The organism is Spiroplasma endosymbiont of Dilophus febrilis (genome assembly GCF_964030685.1).
GTDB lineage: Bacteria > Bacillota_I > Bacilli_A > Mycoplasmatales > Nriv7 > Nriv7.
In genome coordinates this window covers 525,803-545,261 of the sequence record NZ_OZ034912.1, presented here as the reverse complement: position 1 = coordinate 545,261, position 19,459 = coordinate 525,803, and the positions used below count along the sequence as shown (strand labels likewise).

Below are 19,459 nucleotides of genomic sequence, written 5' to 3'. Positions count from 1 at the left end.
CGGTTTTAACAAATTTAAGAAAAACTTTAAATATAAATGTGAATGTTTTAAAAAGAAAGGGGGTGATTATATGATTGGAACTTTCTTGGCCGATACACCAGCAGTAACAAAAATAACAGCTAGTGACGCGATGACCAAATTGTGAAATGCGATTATAACAGCGTTTACTAAAATGTGAGAAATTATTGCTGTTAATATGCCACAAGTCGGTAACTTCTTTGCTGACTACTGAATCTTCATTTTTCCATTTATTTTGGCAATATTCTTTATTTGCTTTAAAATGTTTGAAAAACTACTTGGAGCAGTACGCTAATAAAAAAATAAAGTGAGGTGCAAGATGAAATTTTGCAAATGAATAATAGAAAAAAATAACCATTTTATTGAATTAAATCGCACCTCATTTTTAATTTTATGACATTGGGGAGCAATTTGATATATTTACAACGGTTATTTTAAAAACATTGTAAGCTATTTATTTTTAGCAGGTTGTATTTTAATTTTTCTTTTTAAAATAAGTAATTTAACACAAATTAACAAAGTTATTAATTTCTTAAAAAACTCACCATTAAATATTGTGATTGGTTCATTAGGAACTGGAAAAACCGCTTTTCTAGCGTACGCATCAAAATTACTAAAAAAGAAAAAATATCACATCGCCTCAACATTTCCATTACTAAAAACCCAAAAATTAAGTTTAGGACATATGGGATTATTAGACTTTGATTATCCGGTATTGCCAGACAAAACATTACTGCTATGAGATGAAACCAATTTATTTTTAGAAGGAACCGATTGAGAAAAAAATAATACCAAAAACGAAGAAACCGGTATTCAAGAATATTTCGCTCTGGCACGCCATTTTGGTCATATTGTGCTTGCTAGCGGTCAAAGAGATAAACATATTTGAGTTAAAGTTCGTGATATTGCCAATAATGTGATTGTGGGAATTCGTAAAAAACCAGTTAATATTTTTCGCCCCTACTTAAAAGTCATCTATGGTACCTTTACGAGCATTGAAGAATATGAACGCTGACGAAACACCTTAATTGATGCAAAAAATAGCAAAAAAGGTCGCCGTATTAAATATCGTGATATTCCTGAACTTGATATTTATTTTTTTAAATTAAAAATTCCTTTACCAATACTTAACACTTACAATTCTTTTTACCTAGCGTTTTTAAGAGATTACTTAAATTCAAAAGTAAATCCTGACTATGAAGACAAATACTATAATGACACAGCAATTGATTTAGAAGACTTAGAATACTTAAAAATGGATAAATTTAGCAAATTTTTAAGAAAAATGAAAGAAAAGGAATAATAAAAAATGGAAAATCTCGCAAAAATGGCCGACTTTCTCGCCCAAATGCTTTATAAAGTTTTTGATTTAATTTGAAGTCTTGAAGTGCCGGGAACAAATATTCAACTAATATTTCCTTTATTCTTAACACTGGCTGTAGAATTTCTTATGGCAATTATTCTTGGATTTGGTAGTCAACAAGTTAATTTAGAAAAACAACGCCAATATGCTGTTAAAAATAAGGGGCGTTTAAGTGTGTGAGGAAAAGCTAAAAAACAAATAAAACCAATAAAAACAAAACAAGGTAACTAAAAATGTTTAAACTAATTATTATTTTTATCTTAATAACTGTGCTTGGGTTATTAGCTGGTAGTCATTTTGAAACTTTAACGAACTATATTAGCGAAGGTCTTGCTAATTTCCAAAAATTTATTACCAGCAATTTAACAATTTTAGAACTGTTTAAACCAATGGCACGAACATTTTCGCAACACCCAATTTTTACTATTCTTGGCGTCACTTGTGTACTTGTTGCTTTATTTATTGTGATTAAAGGTAGGTAAAAAATGAAGAAATGAACTAAAAAACAAGAATTAAAAAAATAGAGAATGACAAATTAGAAAGACAAAGAAAGGAATTAATAGTTAATTATGTTAAATTCTAATTTATTAAATAAAATTAATGTTAATGATGAATGATATACACAGGAATATGCTGTTAAACCAATTTTAGAATTTTTAAAACCTAATAGTACTATTTTATGCCCTTTTGATAAAATTGATAGTAAATTTGTATGTGTTTTAGAAAGAAATGGGCATAAAGTTTGGAATAGTCATATTGATGATGGAATTGATTTCTTTAATTACATTAAAAGTGATGTGGATAGATATGATTATATTATTTCTAACCCTCCGTTTAGTAAAAGAAAGCAAGTAATAGAACATTTATTTAATTTGGGCAAACCGTTTGCGATGTTAATACCATTAGTAAGTATTGCATTAAAACCAATTAGAGAAAAAATAGATCAGTGTGAGTTATTAGTTTTTGATAAAAGAATAAAATTTATTACTTATAATGGTATAGTTTGCAAAAATCCACCAAGTGAAACTGCTTATATTTGTCATAATGTTTTGCCTAAGCAAATTGTTTGTAGAAAATTAAAGGAGTTTAAAAATGAAAGAAAAAATGCCATTAAAATTAAGAATTAAAAATTCTTTTAAAAAGCAGTGGTTAAAAATAGTGTTAAGTATCATTTTTATCTTTATAAGCTTATTAATTTGTGCATTAACAGTAAGCGATGCTAAATGAATAACTGGAACAAGTGACGAATTTAATAATTTTATGAGTGAAGAAATGGTTAAATTCTTTGGCAAGTTCAATAGTGGTATTATGCTCGCAGGAATATTTGTTTTTTGATGAGGCGGAGCAATATATTTTGCACTTAAATTTGAAAAATTAATTCGCTTGATTGTTCAGAAAATTAAAGCAAAAAGAGCCTTGAAAAATGAAATCAAACAAACTCATTAATTCTTTAAAAAAATATTGATGAATAATACTTAATTACATTATATTCATATCTTTAAATATAGTTTTATTATTACATACAGATATTGAAAATTTGCAACAATTTATTAAAAATTTTGGAGCAATTGGTAAGTTAATGATTATAGGTTATTCATTAGTATGAGTAACCATAACAGAAATAGCAAACTGCTTAATTCGTTTTATATTAAAAAAGATTAAAGCTAAAAGAATAATGAAAAATAAAATATTTTAAAAAGGAGCGATAAAAATGTTTATGAAAATATTTACCGTGTTAATTATTAGTTTCAATAACATTTTTACCATTCCACAAAACATTAATAATGACAAATCAACAGCACAATCACTAATTAGAAGTAAAAGGCAAAATAATGAATCATACGAATTAAACTTAAAAAAATCAAAATTAACACTTAAATCATCAAAAGATGATAACAGCAAGTGAAATCAAAAATGAGAAATAAAAGTTAATGTAGAAAATGAATTTATTCCCAAAAACTTGCCTCCACGAATGAAACTTAATGATTGAGAATTTTATGTTGACAAAAATGACAAGATCACACTGCCAATATTAAAATCATTAGAATATGATTTAAATTGAGAAAAAAACAGTGAACCAAGATATTGAGAAAATAAAGATTTTTTATCATATCAAAATAAAAAATTAAAAAACATAAAAATGAAAGTACAAGAATGAGATAAAAATGAAAGATATGCCAAATGAAAAATATTAGAATTTAACGCACAATCAGAAATTAAACCCTCGACTGATATTGATTTACCAGAAAAAACCACCAAATTTGATGGCAACTATAACTATAACGATGTTGTTGATAATCTTGATTACTTAATGATTCACCGTGGTGATTTTGATAAATTTAATTACTCGTATCTCTATTGAACGCCCGTATTTAATTTCATTGACACCCTAGAAAAAGGTTATTACAAAGAATTTACGATTAAAAATTATGGCTTTAAAAACGAGAGCTATTTTTATCATAAAACTTCTAGTGATAAAAATGTAGTAAATGAGAATGTTTTGAAAATTAAGGCATTTAACAAAACTCTAATTGCTGGAAATAAGTATTTACAATTGCTACACGGTGAAAATGAAATCTGAAAATATGGCACTACGAATTCTAACGATTATTACCTAATTAAATATCTTTTTGGTACCTTAAATTACCTCAATGTTAGATTTAGTTTTCTACGCTATGACCCCGATTTAAAAAATGATATTTACCTATATTTTAAAAACAACATTCCTAGTATTAACAATAGCGATTACAAAAATGTTTTTAACGAAATCTATGAAATTCTTGGCAATTTCTTTGCTAGTTTATTTTATGCGACTTTTGATATGGACGAAAAAACTCATACCGAAATTGATTTTAAGGGTGTAGAAAACTATAAGAAGGATTACTTTATTCAAATCGGTTTCTTTTATCGTTCATTAATTACCTTTTATCCCAAAAAATACTTAGTAAATATTATAGGAAACTCAGAATTATTACTAAGAAGTTATTTCTTTACTTTTGACAAAAAAATGCACCAAGATAATTACAATGCTATTAACAACACCAATAGCATTTATCAAATTGATTTTAATGTCCTTAAATCTTATGATAATAAACTCATTGCCTTGCCAACCAACAAAACCGCTAACAGTATTAATTATCTAAATACCGATATTGATATTCGCTATGGTATTAACATTTTTACCTTAACTTTTCCACTTTATCACAAAGGGAATATCTCTAACTACAATTTTAAAATTTATGACTTTAATGTATTAAATTCAACAGCCTTTATCCCTGATGGCTCAAATAACAGTGAATGAGACGATTTAATTCCACCAGCAAATTGCAAATATTCTGGACGATGAATACCAACCTTTAATGATATTGGTTGTGCCATTCAAAATGCTGGTATCAAAATGATAAACTGAATACTCACAGCTTCACAAATCATCACGATTTTGCGACCGTTAGCAATTATTGCAAAAGCAACAGTTAACTTTTCAACCGCCATTTTTCCAGTTTTTAAAACGGTACCAGCTTTTTACTATACCTTTCAATTTTTAATCGGTTTTGCCATTTTTCTAATGATATTAAGAATTTTTGTATAATTATATATATATTAGACTTGGTACATAGCCTTTAATTTTATCTACTATTTTGATAATATTATTTCCTAGGTGAAGCACAAATGTTAGATAAATACAAAGATAAAAATGAATTTTATAGTCTAATATACATAAAATGTTATAGTTATGTACCAAGTCTATTGAAAAAATAAAATGAAGGAGTTAAATTTATGAAAATTTTAAATATAATAGCTCTTTTGGGGCTGACAACATTGCCAATAGTCGGGTGTTCTAAAAAAGAAAATAAACCAATATTACAAATTAAGAATGAGTCATACGACTTAAACTTAAAAAAATCAAAATTAACACTTAAATCATCAAAAGATGACAACAGCAAGTGAAATCAAAAATGAGAAATAAAAGTTAATGTAGAAAATGAATTTATGCCCAAAAACTTGCCTCCGCGAATGAAACTTAATGATTGAGAATTTTATGTTGATAAAAATGACAAGATTACAATACCGATATTAAAATCATTAGAATATGATTTAAATTGAGAAAAAAACAGTGAACCAAGATATTGAGAAAATAAAAATTTTTTATCATATCAAAATAAAAAATTAAAAACCATAAAAATGAAAGTACAAGAATGAGATAAAAATGAAAGATATGCCAATGAGGGCGCATAAAGTTTTGTTAGGTGGGTAAAGATTTGAATAATTTTGAAAGAAAAGCAACTAAAAATTTATTACCTTTTTACTTGAAAAATAATTAATAAAACAAAATATTTAATATTAACAAACATATTCTTAATAAAAGGTTATAAAAACTAAGTAAAATGCTTATAAAAACAACATTAAAATAATTTTTTACAACAAAAATCATACATAAGAAATATATACTTAATTTGCATATTGAAATAATTTATAGTAAATGACTATTTTTTCTTTTTTAAAAAATACCTAAGAAAACTAAACGCGACCCTTACAAACGGGCGCATAAAGTTTTGTTAGGTGGGTAAAGATTTGAATAATTTTGAAAGAAAAGCAACTAAAAATTTATTACCTTTTTACTTGAAAAATAATTAATAAAACAAAATATTTAATATTAACAAACATATTCTTAATAAAAGGTTATAAAAACTAAGTAAAATGCTTATAAAAACAACATTAAAATAATTTTTTACAACAAAAATCATACATAAGAAATATATACTTAATTTGCATATTGAAATAATTTATAGTAAATGACTATTTTTTCTTTTTTAAAAAATACCTAAGAAAACTAAACGCGACCCTTACAAACTAAATAGTTGCATATTTTTATTCTATACGATAAAATTTTAAGCACAAGGTAAAATTTTAATAAAATTAAAAATTATTTCATTTTTAGTTTTAGAAAATAAAAGTGGTGAAAACAATGAAAATTACTAAGAGTGTGTTTCTTAAAGGTGCTATTAATAAGGAACAATGAATTGATGATGAGATTAGTGAAGTATTGTTATTAGGACGAAGTAATGTTGGAAAATCAACATTTATTAATTCTTTATGTAACAATAAACAATTAGCAAAGGTGTCTAGTTCGCCTGGTAAAACACAAATGCTTAATTTTTTTGCTATTAATAATAATGAATTTCGTTTTGTTGATTGCCCCGGTTATGGTTTTGCAAAAATAAGTAAGAGTATTAAAAAACAATTTGTTAAAATGATGGATACTTATTTATTAGAGCGAAAAAATTTAAAGTTAGCAATCTTATTATTAGATTTAAGACGAACTCCTAATGCGGATGATTTATTAATGTTTAATTTTTTACGAGAACGAAATATTAATATTCTCATTGTTACTACGAAGTTAGATAAACTAAAGAAAAATGATATTAGCAAGCAAGAAAAAATAATTAAAGAAACATTGCTGATTATTAATGATATTGACATTATTAAAACATCAAGTATTAGTAAAATGGGTTATGATGCTGTTCTTGAAAAAATTACTGAATATATTTAAAAACTAAGTTTAGAGGTAGAGTTATAATGAAATTAAGAAAGATCAAGTCAAATAGTAATCTTTGTCATCAGATGCATTTAACACATACTGATAAACAACATCGTTGATTTGAAATCAAAGAAATTTTACGCTCAGTTTTTGCTATTTTATTAGTTATTCCGATGTGAATATCAATGGGTAAAGTAAATCCATTGGCAGTATATTTTGGTAATCCAATTATTCAATTAATGCTTGCGAGTATTGTCCAGTTTATTTTAGGATTTAATTTTTATAAAGCCTGATATCAAGAATTGTTTCAACAACGACGAGTCGGCATGTATTCATTAATCATTTTGTCGTCTTTGGTGGCATTTATCTATAGTATTTATTTAATTGTTTTGATGTTGCAATATTCACCATATGGTAAGCAACATATTATTGGTTTATTTCAAGGAATTAGTCATCAACAATTAATGAATTATATGATGATTGATAATAAATTTCAACATATGTATTTTGAGATTGGGGCTTCAATTATAGCTTTTGTTTTAGTCGGCGATGCAATATCGCAAATAGTTCGTAATCGTGCGATTGATGGCTTACAAGATTTAATGTCGTTGCAAGTAAAAGAGGCGACTATTTTTAAAGAAAATAATAAATATGCAACAATTGCTGCTATTGATATTAAAATTGATGATCAGTTATTAGTTAAAAAGGGTGATAAAATTCCTACTGATGGTGTTTTAATAGGCGAGTTAGCATATATTAATGATTCATTAATTACAGGTGAAAGTCAAATTGTAAAAAAATTGACTGGTGAATTATTAATTGGTGGTTCTGCTAATGCAGGTGAAGCTTTTATAATGCGAGCAACAAAAATTGGTAATGAAACGATATTAGCAAGTATTATTAATAAAGTAGAACAATTGCAACAACAAAAAACCAATTTACAAAAGATTGCTGATAAGATTGCGGCGATTTTTGTTCCTTTTGTTTTAGGGTTAGCATTATTAGTTTTTTTAGTTTATGCTTTTATTTTACCGTTATTTGATTTATCATTTATTATGTCTGATCCTTATGGTATTGCTATTAAAACTGCAATTTCAACATTAATTATTGCTTGTCCTTGTGCTTTGGGATTAGCAACACCTTTAGCAATAACTGTGGGAATTGCAAAGTCAACCCAAGAAGGAATTATTTTTAATAAAGTTCATGCTTTTGAAAAAATTAATCAAATTGATATTGTTGCTTTTGATAAAACCGGAACTGTTACTGATGGCAAATTAAGTATTAAGGCTATTTATGGCGAAGAAAAGCATATTACTTTTGCTGTGAGTTTAGAAAATATGTCAGCGCATCCAATTGCTACTGCTTTTAAAGCATACCAAGAAGCATATAATATTAGTAAAGTATCCTTGACGGATGTGAAAGAAACTATTGGTTTTGGCATTCAAGGGTTATGTAATAAACAGCGAGTTACGATTTCTTCGGTTACTAAATTATTAGAAAAAAAATTTGTTTTAGCAGTTCCTTTACAAAGAATTGTTGAAAAAAGCAAAGAAATTAATCAATTGGTATTGGGGTTAGCAATTGATAAAGTTATTGTAACTTTATTTGTGTTAGAGGATCAGATTAAGTTAAATGCGATTAAAACGGTTGCTAAGTTGAAGCAAGAAGGTATTGAAGTTTATATGATTAGTGGTGATAATGAAGTTATTACTAGAGGAGTTGCTACTGCTATTGGTATTGAGCATTACTTTGCTAATATTCAACCATTAGATAAAGCTAATATTATTAAGAAATTGCAAAAACAAGGTAAAAAAGTGGCATTTGTTGGTGATGGTGTTAATGATAGTGTTGCTTTACAACAAGCTGATTTATCAATTGCGATGGGAACAGGAGCGGAAATCGCAGTTAATCTTAGTGATATTATTATCATTAAACCTGATGTTTTAAATATTTATAAAGCGATTGTGTTAACGAAGCAAACAAGAAGGGTTATTTGAACTAATTTTATGTGAGCATTTGGTTATAACCTTATTGCCTTACCAGTAGCAATGTTATCTGGTTGATTTTGAATATCAATTCCTAATTTTGAATTTGCAATTTTTGCAGCCGCGGCGATGGCATTTTCTGATCTTACTGTTGTTTTAAATTCATTATATTATCGTTGAAAAAAGATTAAATATTAGATTAATTAAGTATCATTTTTTATATTTCTTAATGTTTGATATAATTATTGAAAATAAGTAGGAGAGAATTAATGAAATCATTAAGTAAAAAATATGAGCATTTTGAAGTAGAAAATGGTAAGTATGATTATTGACTAGAAAAACGATTATTTAGTGCTGATAATATTAATAATAAACCTGTTTTTAGTATGATTTTGCCTCCACCTAATATTACTGGTAAATTACATTTGGGTCATGCTTGGAATAATACTTTACAAGATGTTATGGCGCGTTATAAAATTTTAACTGGTTATGGTGTTACTTGATTTCCAGGAATGGATCATGCGGGAATTGCTACCCAAGTAAAAGTTGCTGAAAGAATATGAGATGAAGAGAAAAAACGGATTACTAGTTTTTCTCGTGATCAGTTTATTACTAAAGTTAATTCGTGAAAGGATGAATATGCTCAGATAATTCGTGAGCAATGAGCAAAATTAGGATTAGCATTAGATTATCGTTATGAGAAGTTTACTTTAGATAGTGATGTTAATCAATTAGTTAATGAAACATTTGTTAAATTATATAATGATGGTTTAATTTATCGTGGCAAAAAAATTATTAATTGAGACCCACAATTAAAAACAGCGTTATCAAATATGGAAGTAACTTATAAAGAAGTTCAAGGTAAAATGTATTATCTTAATTATCCCTTAGTAGATAGTGATGAAATGATTACAATTGCCACAACAAGACCAGAAACGATGTTTGCTGATCAAGCCTTAGTTTTTCATCCTAATGATGTTCGTTATCAAAAGTATCTTCATAAAGAAGTTATTAATCCGGTTAATAAACAAAGAATTCCGATAATTGCTGATGAATACATTGTAATGAAACTTGGAACAGGAATAATGAAATGTACGCCTGCTCATGATTTTAATGATTATCAAATTGCTAAAAGACATAATTTGGATTTAATTATTTGTATGGATTCTGGTGGCATAATGAATGCCACAGCTTTACAATATGAGGGATTAGACCGTTTTGTTTGTCGACAACAGTTAATAGGTGATTTAGAAAAACAAAATTTAGTTGTTAAAATTGCTGATTTTGTTCATCAAGTAGGATATTCAGAACGCAGTGATGCTATTATTGAACCATATTTATCAGAACAATGGTTTGTTAAAATGCAGCCATTAGTAAACAGAGCTTTAAAATTACAAAATAGTGCTGATGCGATTTTGTTTTATCCATCAAGATTTGCAAATATTTTAGATCAATGGTTGGAAAATATTCAGGATTGATGTATCTCCCGACAATTGTGATGGGGTCATCAATTGCCAGTATGATATCATCAAGATACTAAGGAAATTATTGTGGCCATAACGCCACCTAATAAAGAAGAATGAGTACAAGATAGTGATGTTTTAGATACTTGATTTTCTAGTGCTTTGTGACCTTTAATATTTGCGCAACAAAATAATGATAAATTATTTTTTGAAAAATATTTGCCAAATTCCTTGTTAGTTACTGGTTATGATATTATTTTCTTTTGAATTAGTCGGATGATTTTTGAATCATTATATTTAGTTAATAAAAAACCTTTCAAAGCGGTATTAATTCATGGTTTAATTCGTGATGAACAAGGAAGAAAAATGTCAAAATCTTTGGGTAATGGGATTGATCCAATGGATATTATTACTGAGTATGGTGCTGATAGTTTACGATTTTTTTTATTAACTAATAGTACTCCGGGGCAAGATTTACGATTTAGTATTACTAAAGTTCGTTCTTCGTGAAATTTTATTAATAAACTTTGAAATGCGAGCCGATATGTGCTTTTAAATTTAGCCGATGATTTTAAGCCAGTGAATAATATTTTGGATTTACAATTAGAAGCTGTTGATTATTGAATTTTAAATAATTTTAATTTTGTTCTTGAAAAAGTGCAAGCAAATATGGAGAAATATGAATTTGTTGTTAGCGGTAAATATCTTTTTAATTTTGTTTGAGATGATTTTTGCTCTTGATATATTGAGTTATCAAAAAGTAATTTACAAAATCCTAAAACTAAAGTGGCATCAATTCAAGTCTTATTTTATCTTTTAAAGCAAATTATTATTTTATTGCATCCTTTAATTCCTTTTGTAACTGAAGAAATTTATCAAAAGATGTTTAATAATGAAAAATCAATTATGGAAGAAAAATATCCGATAGTTTTAGAAAATATTGCTCCCGTAAATTATTTAGTTAATGTTATTAATATTACAACAGTTATTAGAGAATTACGGGCAACAAGAAATATTAAACATCACATTGCTTTGAATTTTAATTTAAATTCTGATAATCAAGATTATCAGAAGTATGCTCAGGAAATTAATGGTTTTTTGGAAAAGTTAACTAATAGTCAAATGACAACTATTAATAAGAAAATATCTCATTTAGGACAAACAATCGCGCTTCCTTTAATTGATGGAACAATTGATGTTTTTTTAGATATGACAATTAATAAAAAAGAACAAGAATTATTTATTCAAAAACAGTTACAAGATATTCATTATGAGTTAGAACGAAGTAAAACAATATTAAATAATGAACAGTTTTTAAATAAGGCACCAATTGCAAAAGTTAATGCTGAAAAGCATAAATATGAACAGTATGAAGAATTATATAAACAATTGCAAAAAAAATTACAAGACATTTTATCTTAGTTATTAATAAATATTTTAAAGGAAATTCATTGTTTTATAAGTAATTTAATTACGGGTGAAAAAATGAAGAAAACTAAAATTATTATTTTTGCTATTATAATAAGTATTCTTATTTTAATGGGATTTTTATTATCGCATTTTTTTATTAATGCTGATATTAATATCATAAAACCACAACCAAATATTATTACTAAATCAAGTATTGAGATTAATTTTTTAGTCAAAAATAACTTGCCGTTGCTAAGAAATATTTTGCCAAAAAAGATTAGTATTAGTAAAAATGAACAAAAAATTAATAAACAGCGCTTAGTGGACATCATTTTTTATTATCAAGTGCCGTTGTATTATTTTCAGCCTTTGGCAGCAAAAAAATTATTACAAGTTATTTACAATGATATTACTATTGAATTAGAACCATTTTCGCAAGACATTGCTAAAGTTTATATTGAAGATATTACTGTGTCTTTTTTGCAAGGTATTTTAAAGTTAGAGCGACGCATTATTAATGACATTGTGAATATTTTATTATCTTCTTTACCCATTGAAGTTCGGTGACCAACTTTAGAGAAATATTTACAGGATAGTAAATTAAATAAATATTATGAAATTATTTTGCAGTTAATATGAGTTTAAAAATATTTCCGACAATCATTTTGATTATTTGCTGGTTGTTGTTAATAACAAATATTAGTTATTATTCGTTGTTATTAACAGGCGTAGCATCATTAGGATTTGTGTTTTATAATAATATGAAATTTTATTGAAAATATTTCTTTTTTATTGTTATTTTCTTATTTATTGTCTTAATTTTTTTACTAGTAATTAAAACTGTTGTTTTTGAAAATAATAGTTCTGAGCAATGATTAACTGTTAAAGTTGTTCAAAAATATCGTAATTATTATGTTGTTGAATATCAAAAAAAATATTTAATGATAAAAAAATATTTTTTTAATATTAGTTTAAATATTGCTGATCAAGTTAAAATTAAAGGCATAATATTTAAGCATCAAGCAATTAATAATTTTCATCAATATAATTGGGGTTGAGATTATTATGGTAAGCATATTGTTGGTGAAATTAAATTAACTAATAAGCAGTATTTTCATTATGAAGTGTTCACATTACGAAATTATATTTGAAAATGATTACAACAGTATGATTATAATAATTTGTTAGATTTTTTTCTTTTGCAAAATTATTCTGATAATCATTCTGAGTTATTAGCAATGTGACAAAAATTAAATGTTAGTCATTTATTAGTAGTTAGTGGTTTTCATATTAATTTACAAATAACATTATTGCGTTGGGTTTTATGTAAGTTAATTAAAAAAAGTATTTTGCGAAATAGTATTATTTTTGCTTGATTAAGTTTTTATGTTTATTTATTAAATTGACAATTATCAGCATTAAGAGCATTGTTATATTGAACAGGTTCATATATTAATAAAATTTTTAAATTAAATATTTCATCATTAGATTTATGAGCAGTAGTTTGTTGTTTTTTTCTGATAATGAATCCCTTGGTACTTTATCAAACTAATTGGCAATTTTCATTTTTAATTAGTTTAATAATAATTTATGTTAATCAAATTTGTTGAAATTTTAATAAAATTATGAAGTTATTATTTACGCAATTAACTATTAGTATTATTACTTTGCCAATAACGATATATATGCAAGGTCATATTAATTTATTATTTTTAGTTCATCAAATTATTTTTAGTAGTTTAGTTCAAATTTTTTATTATTTTTTTCTTGTTATTATTTGAATTAAACCGTTATTGTTTTTTTTTACATTATCTTTATCAAGGAATTTTAATATTTACTTATTTTTTAGTTTCAACAACGATATTTTTCCATTTAACAGAAATGCCAGTGTGATTTTATTTTATATATTATGTTATTGTTATTTTGCTTTGCTATGGGTGAAATAATTATGTTGGAAAAATAATGGCATTTTTGGGATATGTTTGTGTATGAGGATATTGAATGCTGGTCCCATATTTAAATTCATCATTATCCGTGCAAATGTTAAATGTTGGTAATGCTTTGAGTATTTTAATAAAATTACCTCATAATCAAGGAAATATTCTTTTTGATGCGGGAATTGATAGTTTGAATAAAAATAATTCATTAATTTTAGATTATTTAAAACGAGAAGGTATTAATACTCTTGATGCTGTGTTTATTAGTCATAATCATCAAGATCATAATAATAATTTGCAATATTTACAGCAAAATTTATATATTAGAAATATATATACTAATAAATTAATGCAAAAAACATATAATATTAATGGATTTAAATTTGATAATTGAGCTTTTAATTATTATGAACAAATTAAAGAGCAAGATGAAAATAATCGCTCGTTAGTCTTGTTTTGGGAGTATCAGCGCCATAAATTTTTGCTTACAGGTGATTTAGAAAAAAGTGGTGAGAAAAAATTATTAAATTATATTTTGCCACAAAAAATTAATTTGTTTCAAGTTGCACATCATGGGAGTAATAGTTCAACAAGTGATGAATTTTTAAAAATTATTAATCCTGAAACTTGTATTATTTCTACTAAAAAAACTAATAATCGCAATTTGCCCCATCCACTAGTAATGCAACGATTGGAACAAAACTGTGATAATATTTATACAACAAATAATAATCAAACAATAATTTATAATGTGAAAAATTATCAACATTTTATATCAACATTAATAAAATAATATTATATAATTCTAAAAGGTGAATAAAATGTTTCTAATTTACGGTAGTGATAAATTTCTTATTAATAAACAAATTCAAAAAGTAATTAATGTTATTAATAAAGATCAACAAATGAATATTTTAAAGTATAGTATGATAAATACTAATATTGATGAAATACTACAAGTTATTTCAATGCCACCATTATTTAACAATAAACAAATTGTTATTATTGAAGATTGTTGGTTTTTAACTTCTTCTCGTGAGCATCAATTAAGTAGTTTACAATTTAAAAATTTACTTAAATATTGTGAAAATCCCGCACCATTTACTGAGATATTTTTTGTTGTTAACAGCTCTAATATTGATCAACGAAAAAAAATTATTAAAGTTATTGAAAAAACAGGTAAAGTTTTAGTTGTTAAAGAATTAAATGATAGTCAGTTAAAAATGTTTGTTCAAAATTATTTTGTTAAGCATAATACTGAAATTACTAATGAGGGTTTAAATTTATTATTAGAAAGATTACCTAATAGTTTGCAAATTATTGCTAATGAATTAAATAAACTGGTTAATTATAGTAATTCATTAATATTGGAAGATGTTGATGTTTTGGTTAGTCGTTATTTAGATAGTAATATTTTTGATTTAGCTAATGCTTTTATTGTTCGTGATATTTCACAAATATGGCAACGATACTATGATTTTAAAAATAGTAATCAAGATGTTTTGGCAATTATTGGTTTGTTAGCTAATCAACTGAGGACGATTCGTGATATTAAAATTTATCAACAAAGGAATTATGATTTTAATACTATTTGTCAAAAAATGACTATTAATCCTTTTCGGTTAAAAATTCTTTGAAAGTATCTTTTAAAAATTGATGATCAACAAATTCATTATTTATTAGGTAGTTTAAGTAATTTAGATTATAATATAAAAAGAAGTCATGTTAATAAAAATATTGGCTTTGAGATGTTTTTATTGCAATTGTAAGAGGGTGAGTTTATTAATGAATAATAGCAAAAATACTTATGAAAATATTGTTAATTTATTAGTTAATATTTTACAAAGTTCTAAATTGAAACTTAAAGTGATTAAGGATGATGAATTTTATACTTATTTTTTACGATTAGTTAATAGTCTTTTATTTTTAGAACAAGAGCATCACGCTAATTATGAAGGGCAACGCTATGCGAGAAGTTTTGTGCAAGTATTAGCTGATTTAAGAGATGAAGAAATAAAAATTGTTAAAGATGATAATTTAACCTTAGAAACTATTGAGAATGATTGTAATTTTTTACAAACTTATATTCTTAATATTTTTCAAATATCAAAACAAGAATTGGTTACACCAACAGTGATTTCTCTTGATATTGTTAAAGAATTATCAAATATTGATTCAAATTTACAAAAGCAATTATTAAAAAACGATAATGTTTTAGTAACTAGTCAGAATAATAATTCTGAACAAATTTCTAATAATAATTCTCAAATTTTAAAAGATAGTGGCGAAAAAGCAACTGAGGCTGATTCGCAAAAAAAAGTTAATGAACAGTTAATTAATTTGCAAAATTTACAACTTAATTTGCAAGGTTTAAAATTGCCAACTCATCCGGCAAATAATCAAGGTTTTTATCCATATACTGGTAAACCTAAAGCAATGCCGTTTTTTAAAAGGGTTTTAAGTTATGTTTTTATGTTTTTGTTGGCTATTGTTATTGGTATTAATGTTTATGGTTTTGTTGCTGAAATTAAGTTAACTGATGTTATTTTAAAAGATAATTTAGTTGAGCCAAAAAGTTTTAATTTTCGGCCAGCGTCTATTGCTTGAAATTTGTCAATGTGAAGTATAATTTTAGAAATTTTAACTTATGCAATGTTAACTTATTCTTTCTTTAAAAAACCACAATTTTTAAGAGATAAACATCGAATGCAACCAATGATGTTAATATTTGCCATTATTGCTATTCTTTTTAATTCTATTTATGGTGTGTTTGGATTTTTATCTTATAATTCGTTTGTTCAGTTTTTTAAAAATGCTTTTGATCAAGTTCATAATGTTGATAGTGTCTTAGAGGAAATTTGAAGTAGTTCTAGTTTTCAAGTTTATCGGGTTTTAAAAATTGTGGGTGCTGGTATTGCTATTATTCCGATATTACTAATTTTTATTGTATTTTCCATTAATCCTCGTTTGGATCGTGATAAGTTAATGCAAGCGGATTTGGAATATCAAAAAGCATTGCAGGCAACATTAAAAGGTGAATCGTATGTTATTGATGCATCATTATTTGACCAAGATTTAATTTTAGAAGCTGAAAAGCAGGATGAAAATAATAAAAAGCATGATTTATAGTTTTTATTGCTAGTCAAAAAACAAGTAAGACAACAAAAAAGAGTGCTAACTAACACTCTTTTTTGTTAATTAGTTAATTAGTTTCTTTAATATTAATTATTAGCAATATTATTAGCTTTAATAGTTAGTTTAGATTTTATTCGGGCAACTTTATTTTTGTGAAAAATATTTTTACTTTCTGCACGGTCAAGCATTGAAATAGCGTGATTTAATGTTTGTTGCATATTAGTTTCATTACTGGTAATTGCGATTTTAGCTTTTTTAATTGCTGTTCTTGTTGTTGATTTGATATGAACATTTCTTTGTCTTGCTTTTTCATTTGTTATTGCGCGTTTAATTTGTGATTTGATATTTGCCATCATTGTCTCCTTAGTTTATTTTATTATTATAAAACCAAAAGTAATTATAGCAAATAATTGTTTTTTAGTAAACTAGTTACTTAAAAAGGGTCGCGTTTAGTTTTCTTAGGTATTTTTTAAAAAAGAAAAAATAGTCATTTACTATAAATTATTTCAATATGCAAATTAAGTATATATTTCTTATGTATGATTTTTGTTGTAAAAAATTATTTTAATGTTGTTTTTATAAGCATTTTACTTAGTTTTTATAACCTTTTATTAAGAATATGTTTGTTAATATTAAATATTTTGTTTTATTAATTATTTTTCAAGTAAAAAGGTAATAAATTTTTAGTTGCTTTTCTTTCAAAATTATTCAAATCTTTACCCACCTAACAAAACTTTATGCGCCCAATTGAAAACAAAAATACAACTTGGGGTGGTAAATCGGCAGTTGGATAAATTAGTTCAATTAACTCAATAATTATTTTTTTAAACATTTTCTAAACCTACTTTTTAATTTCTTTTTCATCTTGTTCTAATAAATTTCGCTTAAACTTTGCAATAAATATTCGTTGTGCATAAGTAAAATCTTTTGGCAACTGCTTTGCTTCGCTACCATATTTCTTTTTATCTTTAAAAAACCGATAAATATTAACCGCAATATAGTATGCTAGTAATAATGTTAAAATCGTAAAAAATACTAATCCAAATATACTCATCTTTCTTTTCTCCTTAATTTTTTAATTTTTAATTCTTATTTTAAATTGCAATTTTTCTTTCATTTTTTAACTCTTAATGTTTCATTTTTCTTAGTTGATTTCTAAATCTTAAACTTTCTAATGAAGCATAATTTGCACTTTCAAAGTCTATATAATTAATATTTTTAAATTCATAGATTGCTCCGCACATTTTAGTTTTAAAATTATTAACTGTTGATTTTAAGTACTTTACAAATTCAGAATTTACGGTTCTATTAACAACATTATTCAAAGTATCGGTAAATATTTGTTTTCTAGTAATGGGGTTTTGACAGTTATAAGAGAATTGATAAGCCTTGATATTTAAATCATATTGATTTAATGATTTTTCGTTCAGGACATTTTTAGTTATATATTTGGAGCAATATTTTACAACCATTTCATTAGTATTTTCACGAACTCTAATATTTTTATTAATTCCATAAGGTCAAAATTGTAAAATAATTTTATGGGGTATTTTTTCGGTGATTAAAATATGAAAATGAATAACGCCTCGTTTCTGATATTCATAGGTATACAAATACTTAATATTTTTATTTTTAACTTTAAATCAATATTTTAATTTTTTTAAAAATTTATTTAAATCACGCTTACATTTTCTAATGTCAAATTCATTAACATCAGCATAAGTAAGAGTTAAAAATGTAAGTTTTTTACAATCTCAAAAATTATGATATGCCTTCCGAATAACATTAGATTTTGCACGAATATTACTATTAAGCAGTTTTGTATCGCAATTACCCTTATTTTTTAAACCGCCAACATTGCGGTTATTTGCTTTGATATGTTCTAAAGGCATAACAATATTACGAATGTATTGACCGTAATAAATAGTTTTCATATAAAAATCAATCGGATTTTGAAGTTGTAAATTCATATTTTATGCTCCCGTTTTAGATTTTCGCCAGTTGTGTTATTTAATCAAGTAATAGTCGGCTTCGCCGACTAACCCGCTAGCGGGCGGGGCATACGCCTTCCGCACCGCTTCGCAGACCGAAGTGATTATCAATTAACTGGACAAGTTTTTTTGATTTTTTGATAATTCAATTTTTTGCAAGTTAACTATTTTGGGGGTTTTTTCAAAAGTTAATTCGCAACTAAAAAATGATTTAACATTTTCTTTTAACAGTTTATAAATTTCTTGTTGTTCTAGATTGTTATCATCAATTCATAAAGCCTTTTGTTCGCCGGTAGGCTCAAATAAGTCATTTTCATAACGCAAAAATTCGGCAGAATAACCTGACATCATAGAGCCATCTTTATTTTTAAATATTTTTCTTTTTATACTAACTAATTTAACTTTAAACATTATTATCTAAATTCCTTTTACTTTTATTTTTTAAAATTTTTTTAATATGATTAATAAATTTTTTCTCACAAGCAACATGCAAATATCGTTTATCACTAAATAGATGTAAACACCAGCGACATATTTTATAATTTATCTTTCCTTTCAAAATTTAAAAACCCTTTTCATCGCAAGAATTACAGATTCCAACTGTATTTTTATTACCAA

The 19,459-nt window shown here is 25.5% G+C and carries 22 protein-coding genes; 17 read left to right on the top strand and 5 right to left on the bottom strand.

The features are described 5' to 3' along the window. Nucleotides 1-70: 70 nt before the first annotated feature. The 16 genes from AAHF53_RS02875 (at nucleotide 71) to AAHF53_RS02800 (ending at nucleotide 16,844) form a co-directional block, all read left to right on the top strand. On the top strand, nucleotides 71-313 hold the full coding sequence (locus tag AAHF53_RS02875; protein WP_338967677.1) for a hypothetical protein: 243 nt from the start codon (nucleotides 71-73) through the stop codon (nucleotides 311-313). A 24-nt stretch (nucleotides 314-337) separates the two neighbouring features. Further along, the gene (locus tag AAHF53_RS02870) at nucleotides 338-1,321 is read left to right on the top strand and encodes a hypothetical protein (RefSeq protein WP_338967675.1); all 984 of its coding nucleotides are present in this window, start codon (nucleotides 338-340) and stop codon (nucleotides 1,319-1,321) included. Nucleotides 1,322-1,327: 6 nt separating this feature from the next. Next, nucleotides 1,328-1,612: a hypothetical protein gene (locus AAHF53_RS02865; RefSeq protein ID WP_338967674.1), complete on the top strand. Its 285-nt coding sequence runs from the start codon at nucleotides 1,328-1,330 to the stop codon at nucleotides 1,610-1,612. Between the two features lie 2 nt (nucleotides 1,613-1,614). Beyond that, a complete protein-coding gene (locus AAHF53_RS02860) occupies nucleotides 1,615-1,863 on the top strand; it encodes a hypothetical protein (RefSeq protein ID WP_338968622.1) in 249 nt (82 codons plus the stop codon). A gap of 87 nt (nucleotides 1,864-1,950) precedes the next feature. Beyond that, the gene (locus AAHF53_RS02855; protein ID WP_338967670.1) at nucleotides 1,951-2,508 is read left to right on the top strand and encodes a hypothetical protein; all 558 of its coding nucleotides are present in this window, start codon (nucleotides 1,951-1,953) and stop codon (nucleotides 2,506-2,508) included. Continuing rightward, the gene (locus tag AAHF53_RS02850) at nucleotides 2,474-2,827 is read left to right on the top strand and encodes a hypothetical protein (RefSeq protein ID WP_338967669.1); all 354 of its coding nucleotides are present in this window, start codon (nucleotides 2,474-2,476) and stop codon (nucleotides 2,825-2,827) included. Before AAHF53_RS02855 ends, AAHF53_RS02850 begins: the two co-directional genes overlap by 35 nt. Before the next feature lie 265 nt (nucleotides 2,828-3,092). Next, the gene (locus tag AAHF53_RS02845; RefSeq protein ID WP_342189409.1) at nucleotides 3,093-4,970 is read left to right on the top strand and encodes a hypothetical protein; all 1,878 of its coding nucleotides are present in this window, start codon (nucleotides 3,093-3,095) and stop codon (nucleotides 4,968-4,970) included. 188 nt (nucleotides 4,971-5,158) lie between these two features. Then, nucleotides 5,159-5,617: a hypothetical protein gene (locus AAHF53_RS02840; RefSeq protein ID WP_342189408.1), complete on the top strand. Its 459-nt coding sequence runs from the start codon at nucleotides 5,159-5,161 to the stop codon at nucleotides 5,615-5,617. A gap of 730 nt (nucleotides 5,618-6,347) precedes the next feature. Next, nucleotides 6,348-6,932 carry a ribosome biogenesis GTP-binding protein YihA/YsxC gene (gene yihA / locus AAHF53_RS02835; RefSeq protein ID WP_342189407.1) on the top strand — a complete coding sequence of 195 codons (585 nt, stop codon included), beginning with the start codon at nucleotides 6,348-6,350 and terminating at the stop codon, nucleotides 6,930-6,932. A 26-nt stretch (nucleotides 6,933-6,958) separates the two neighbouring features. After that, nucleotides 6,959-9,103 (top strand): cation-translocating P-type ATPase, encoded by a 2,145-nt coding sequence (locus AAHF53_RS02830; RefSeq protein ID WP_342189406.1) that lies wholly within the window; start codon nucleotides 6,959-6,961, stop codon nucleotides 9,101-9,103. A gap of 68 nt (nucleotides 9,104-9,171) precedes the next feature. Then, nucleotides 9,172-11,790 (top strand): valine--tRNA ligase, encoded by a 2,619-nt coding sequence (locus tag AAHF53_RS02825; protein WP_425289528.1) that lies wholly within the window; start codon nucleotides 9,172-9,174, stop codon nucleotides 11,788-11,790. A 63-nt stretch (nucleotides 11,791-11,853) separates the two neighbouring features. Then, entirely contained in the window at nucleotides 11,854-12,423 is a 570-nt protein-coding gene (locus tag AAHF53_RS02820; protein WP_342189404.1) for a hypothetical protein, read from the top strand. Continuing rightward, nucleotides 12,414-13,724, top strand: coding sequence for a ComEC/Rec2 family competence protein (locus tag AAHF53_RS02815; RefSeq protein WP_342189403.1), 1,311 nt, complete (start codon nucleotides 12,414-12,416; stop codon nucleotides 13,722-13,724). The genes AAHF53_RS02820 and AAHF53_RS02815 overlap by 10 nt, the downstream gene beginning before the upstream one ends. Nucleotides 13,725-13,740: 16 nt before the next feature. Next, nucleotides 13,741-14,508 carry a ComEC/Rec2 family competence protein gene (locus AAHF53_RS02810; protein WP_342189402.1) on the top strand — a complete coding sequence of 256 codons (768 nt, stop codon included), beginning with the start codon at nucleotides 13,741-13,743 and terminating at the stop codon, nucleotides 14,506-14,508. Nucleotides 14,509-14,536: 28 nt separating this feature from the next. Continuing rightward, entirely contained in the window at nucleotides 14,537-15,484 is a 948-nt protein-coding gene (gene holA, locus AAHF53_RS02805; RefSeq protein ID WP_338968181.1) for a DNA polymerase III subunit delta, read from the top strand. A gap of 16 nt (nucleotides 15,485-15,500) precedes the next feature. Continuing rightward, nucleotides 15,501-16,844 (top strand): hypothetical protein, encoded by a 1,344-nt coding sequence (locus AAHF53_RS02800; RefSeq protein WP_342189401.1) that lies wholly within the window; start codon nucleotides 15,501-15,503, stop codon nucleotides 16,842-16,844. A 92-nt stretch (nucleotides 16,845-16,936) separates the two neighbouring features. On the opposite strand, the gene rpsT is transcribed toward AAHF53_RS02800, so the two are convergent. Continuing rightward, entirely contained in the window at nucleotides 16,937-17,203 is a 267-nt protein-coding gene (gene rpsT, locus AAHF53_RS02795; protein WP_342189400.1) for a 30S ribosomal protein S20, read from the bottom strand. Nucleotides 17,204-17,537: 334 nt separating this feature from the next. Between rpsT and AAHF53_RS02790 the strand changes: the two genes are divergently transcribed. Continuing rightward, nucleotides 17,538-17,666 carry a hypothetical protein gene (locus tag AAHF53_RS02790; RefSeq protein WP_342189399.1) on the top strand — a complete coding sequence of 43 codons (129 nt, stop codon included), beginning with the start codon at nucleotides 17,538-17,540 and terminating at the stop codon, nucleotides 17,664-17,666. Nucleotides 17,667-17,691: 25 nt separating this feature from the next. Here AAHF53_RS02790 and AAHF53_RS02785 read toward each other — a convergent pair whose 3' ends face one another. The 4 genes from AAHF53_RS02785 to AAHF53_RS02770 all read right to left on the bottom strand — a co-directional run bounded on the left by AAHF53_RS02785 (nucleotide 17,692) and on the right by AAHF53_RS02770 (nucleotide 19,400). Next, nucleotides 17,692-17,904, bottom strand: coding sequence for a hypothetical protein (locus AAHF53_RS02785; RefSeq protein ID WP_215826178.1), 213 nt, complete (start codon nucleotides 17,902-17,904; stop codon nucleotides 17,692-17,694). Between the two features lie 73 nt (nucleotides 17,905-17,977). Continuing rightward, on the bottom strand, nucleotides 17,978-18,820 hold the full coding sequence (locus AAHF53_RS02780) for a rolling circle replication-associated protein (protein WP_342189398.1): 843 nt from the start codon (nucleotides 18,818-18,820) through the stop codon (nucleotides 17,978-17,980). A gap of 132 nt (nucleotides 18,821-18,952) precedes the next feature. Then, the gene (locus AAHF53_RS02775) at nucleotides 18,953-19,252 is read right to left on the bottom strand and encodes a hypothetical protein (protein WP_338966992.1); all 300 of its coding nucleotides are present in this window, start codon (nucleotides 19,250-19,252) and stop codon (nucleotides 18,953-18,955) included. Beyond that, nucleotides 19,245-19,400 carry a hypothetical protein gene (locus AAHF53_RS02770; RefSeq protein ID WP_342189397.1) on the bottom strand — a complete coding sequence of 52 codons (156 nt, stop codon included), beginning with the start codon at nucleotides 19,398-19,400 and terminating at the stop codon, nucleotides 19,245-19,247. The genes AAHF53_RS02775 and AAHF53_RS02770 overlap by 8 nt, the downstream gene beginning before the upstream one ends. Nucleotides 19,401-19,459: the final 59 nt, after the last annotated feature.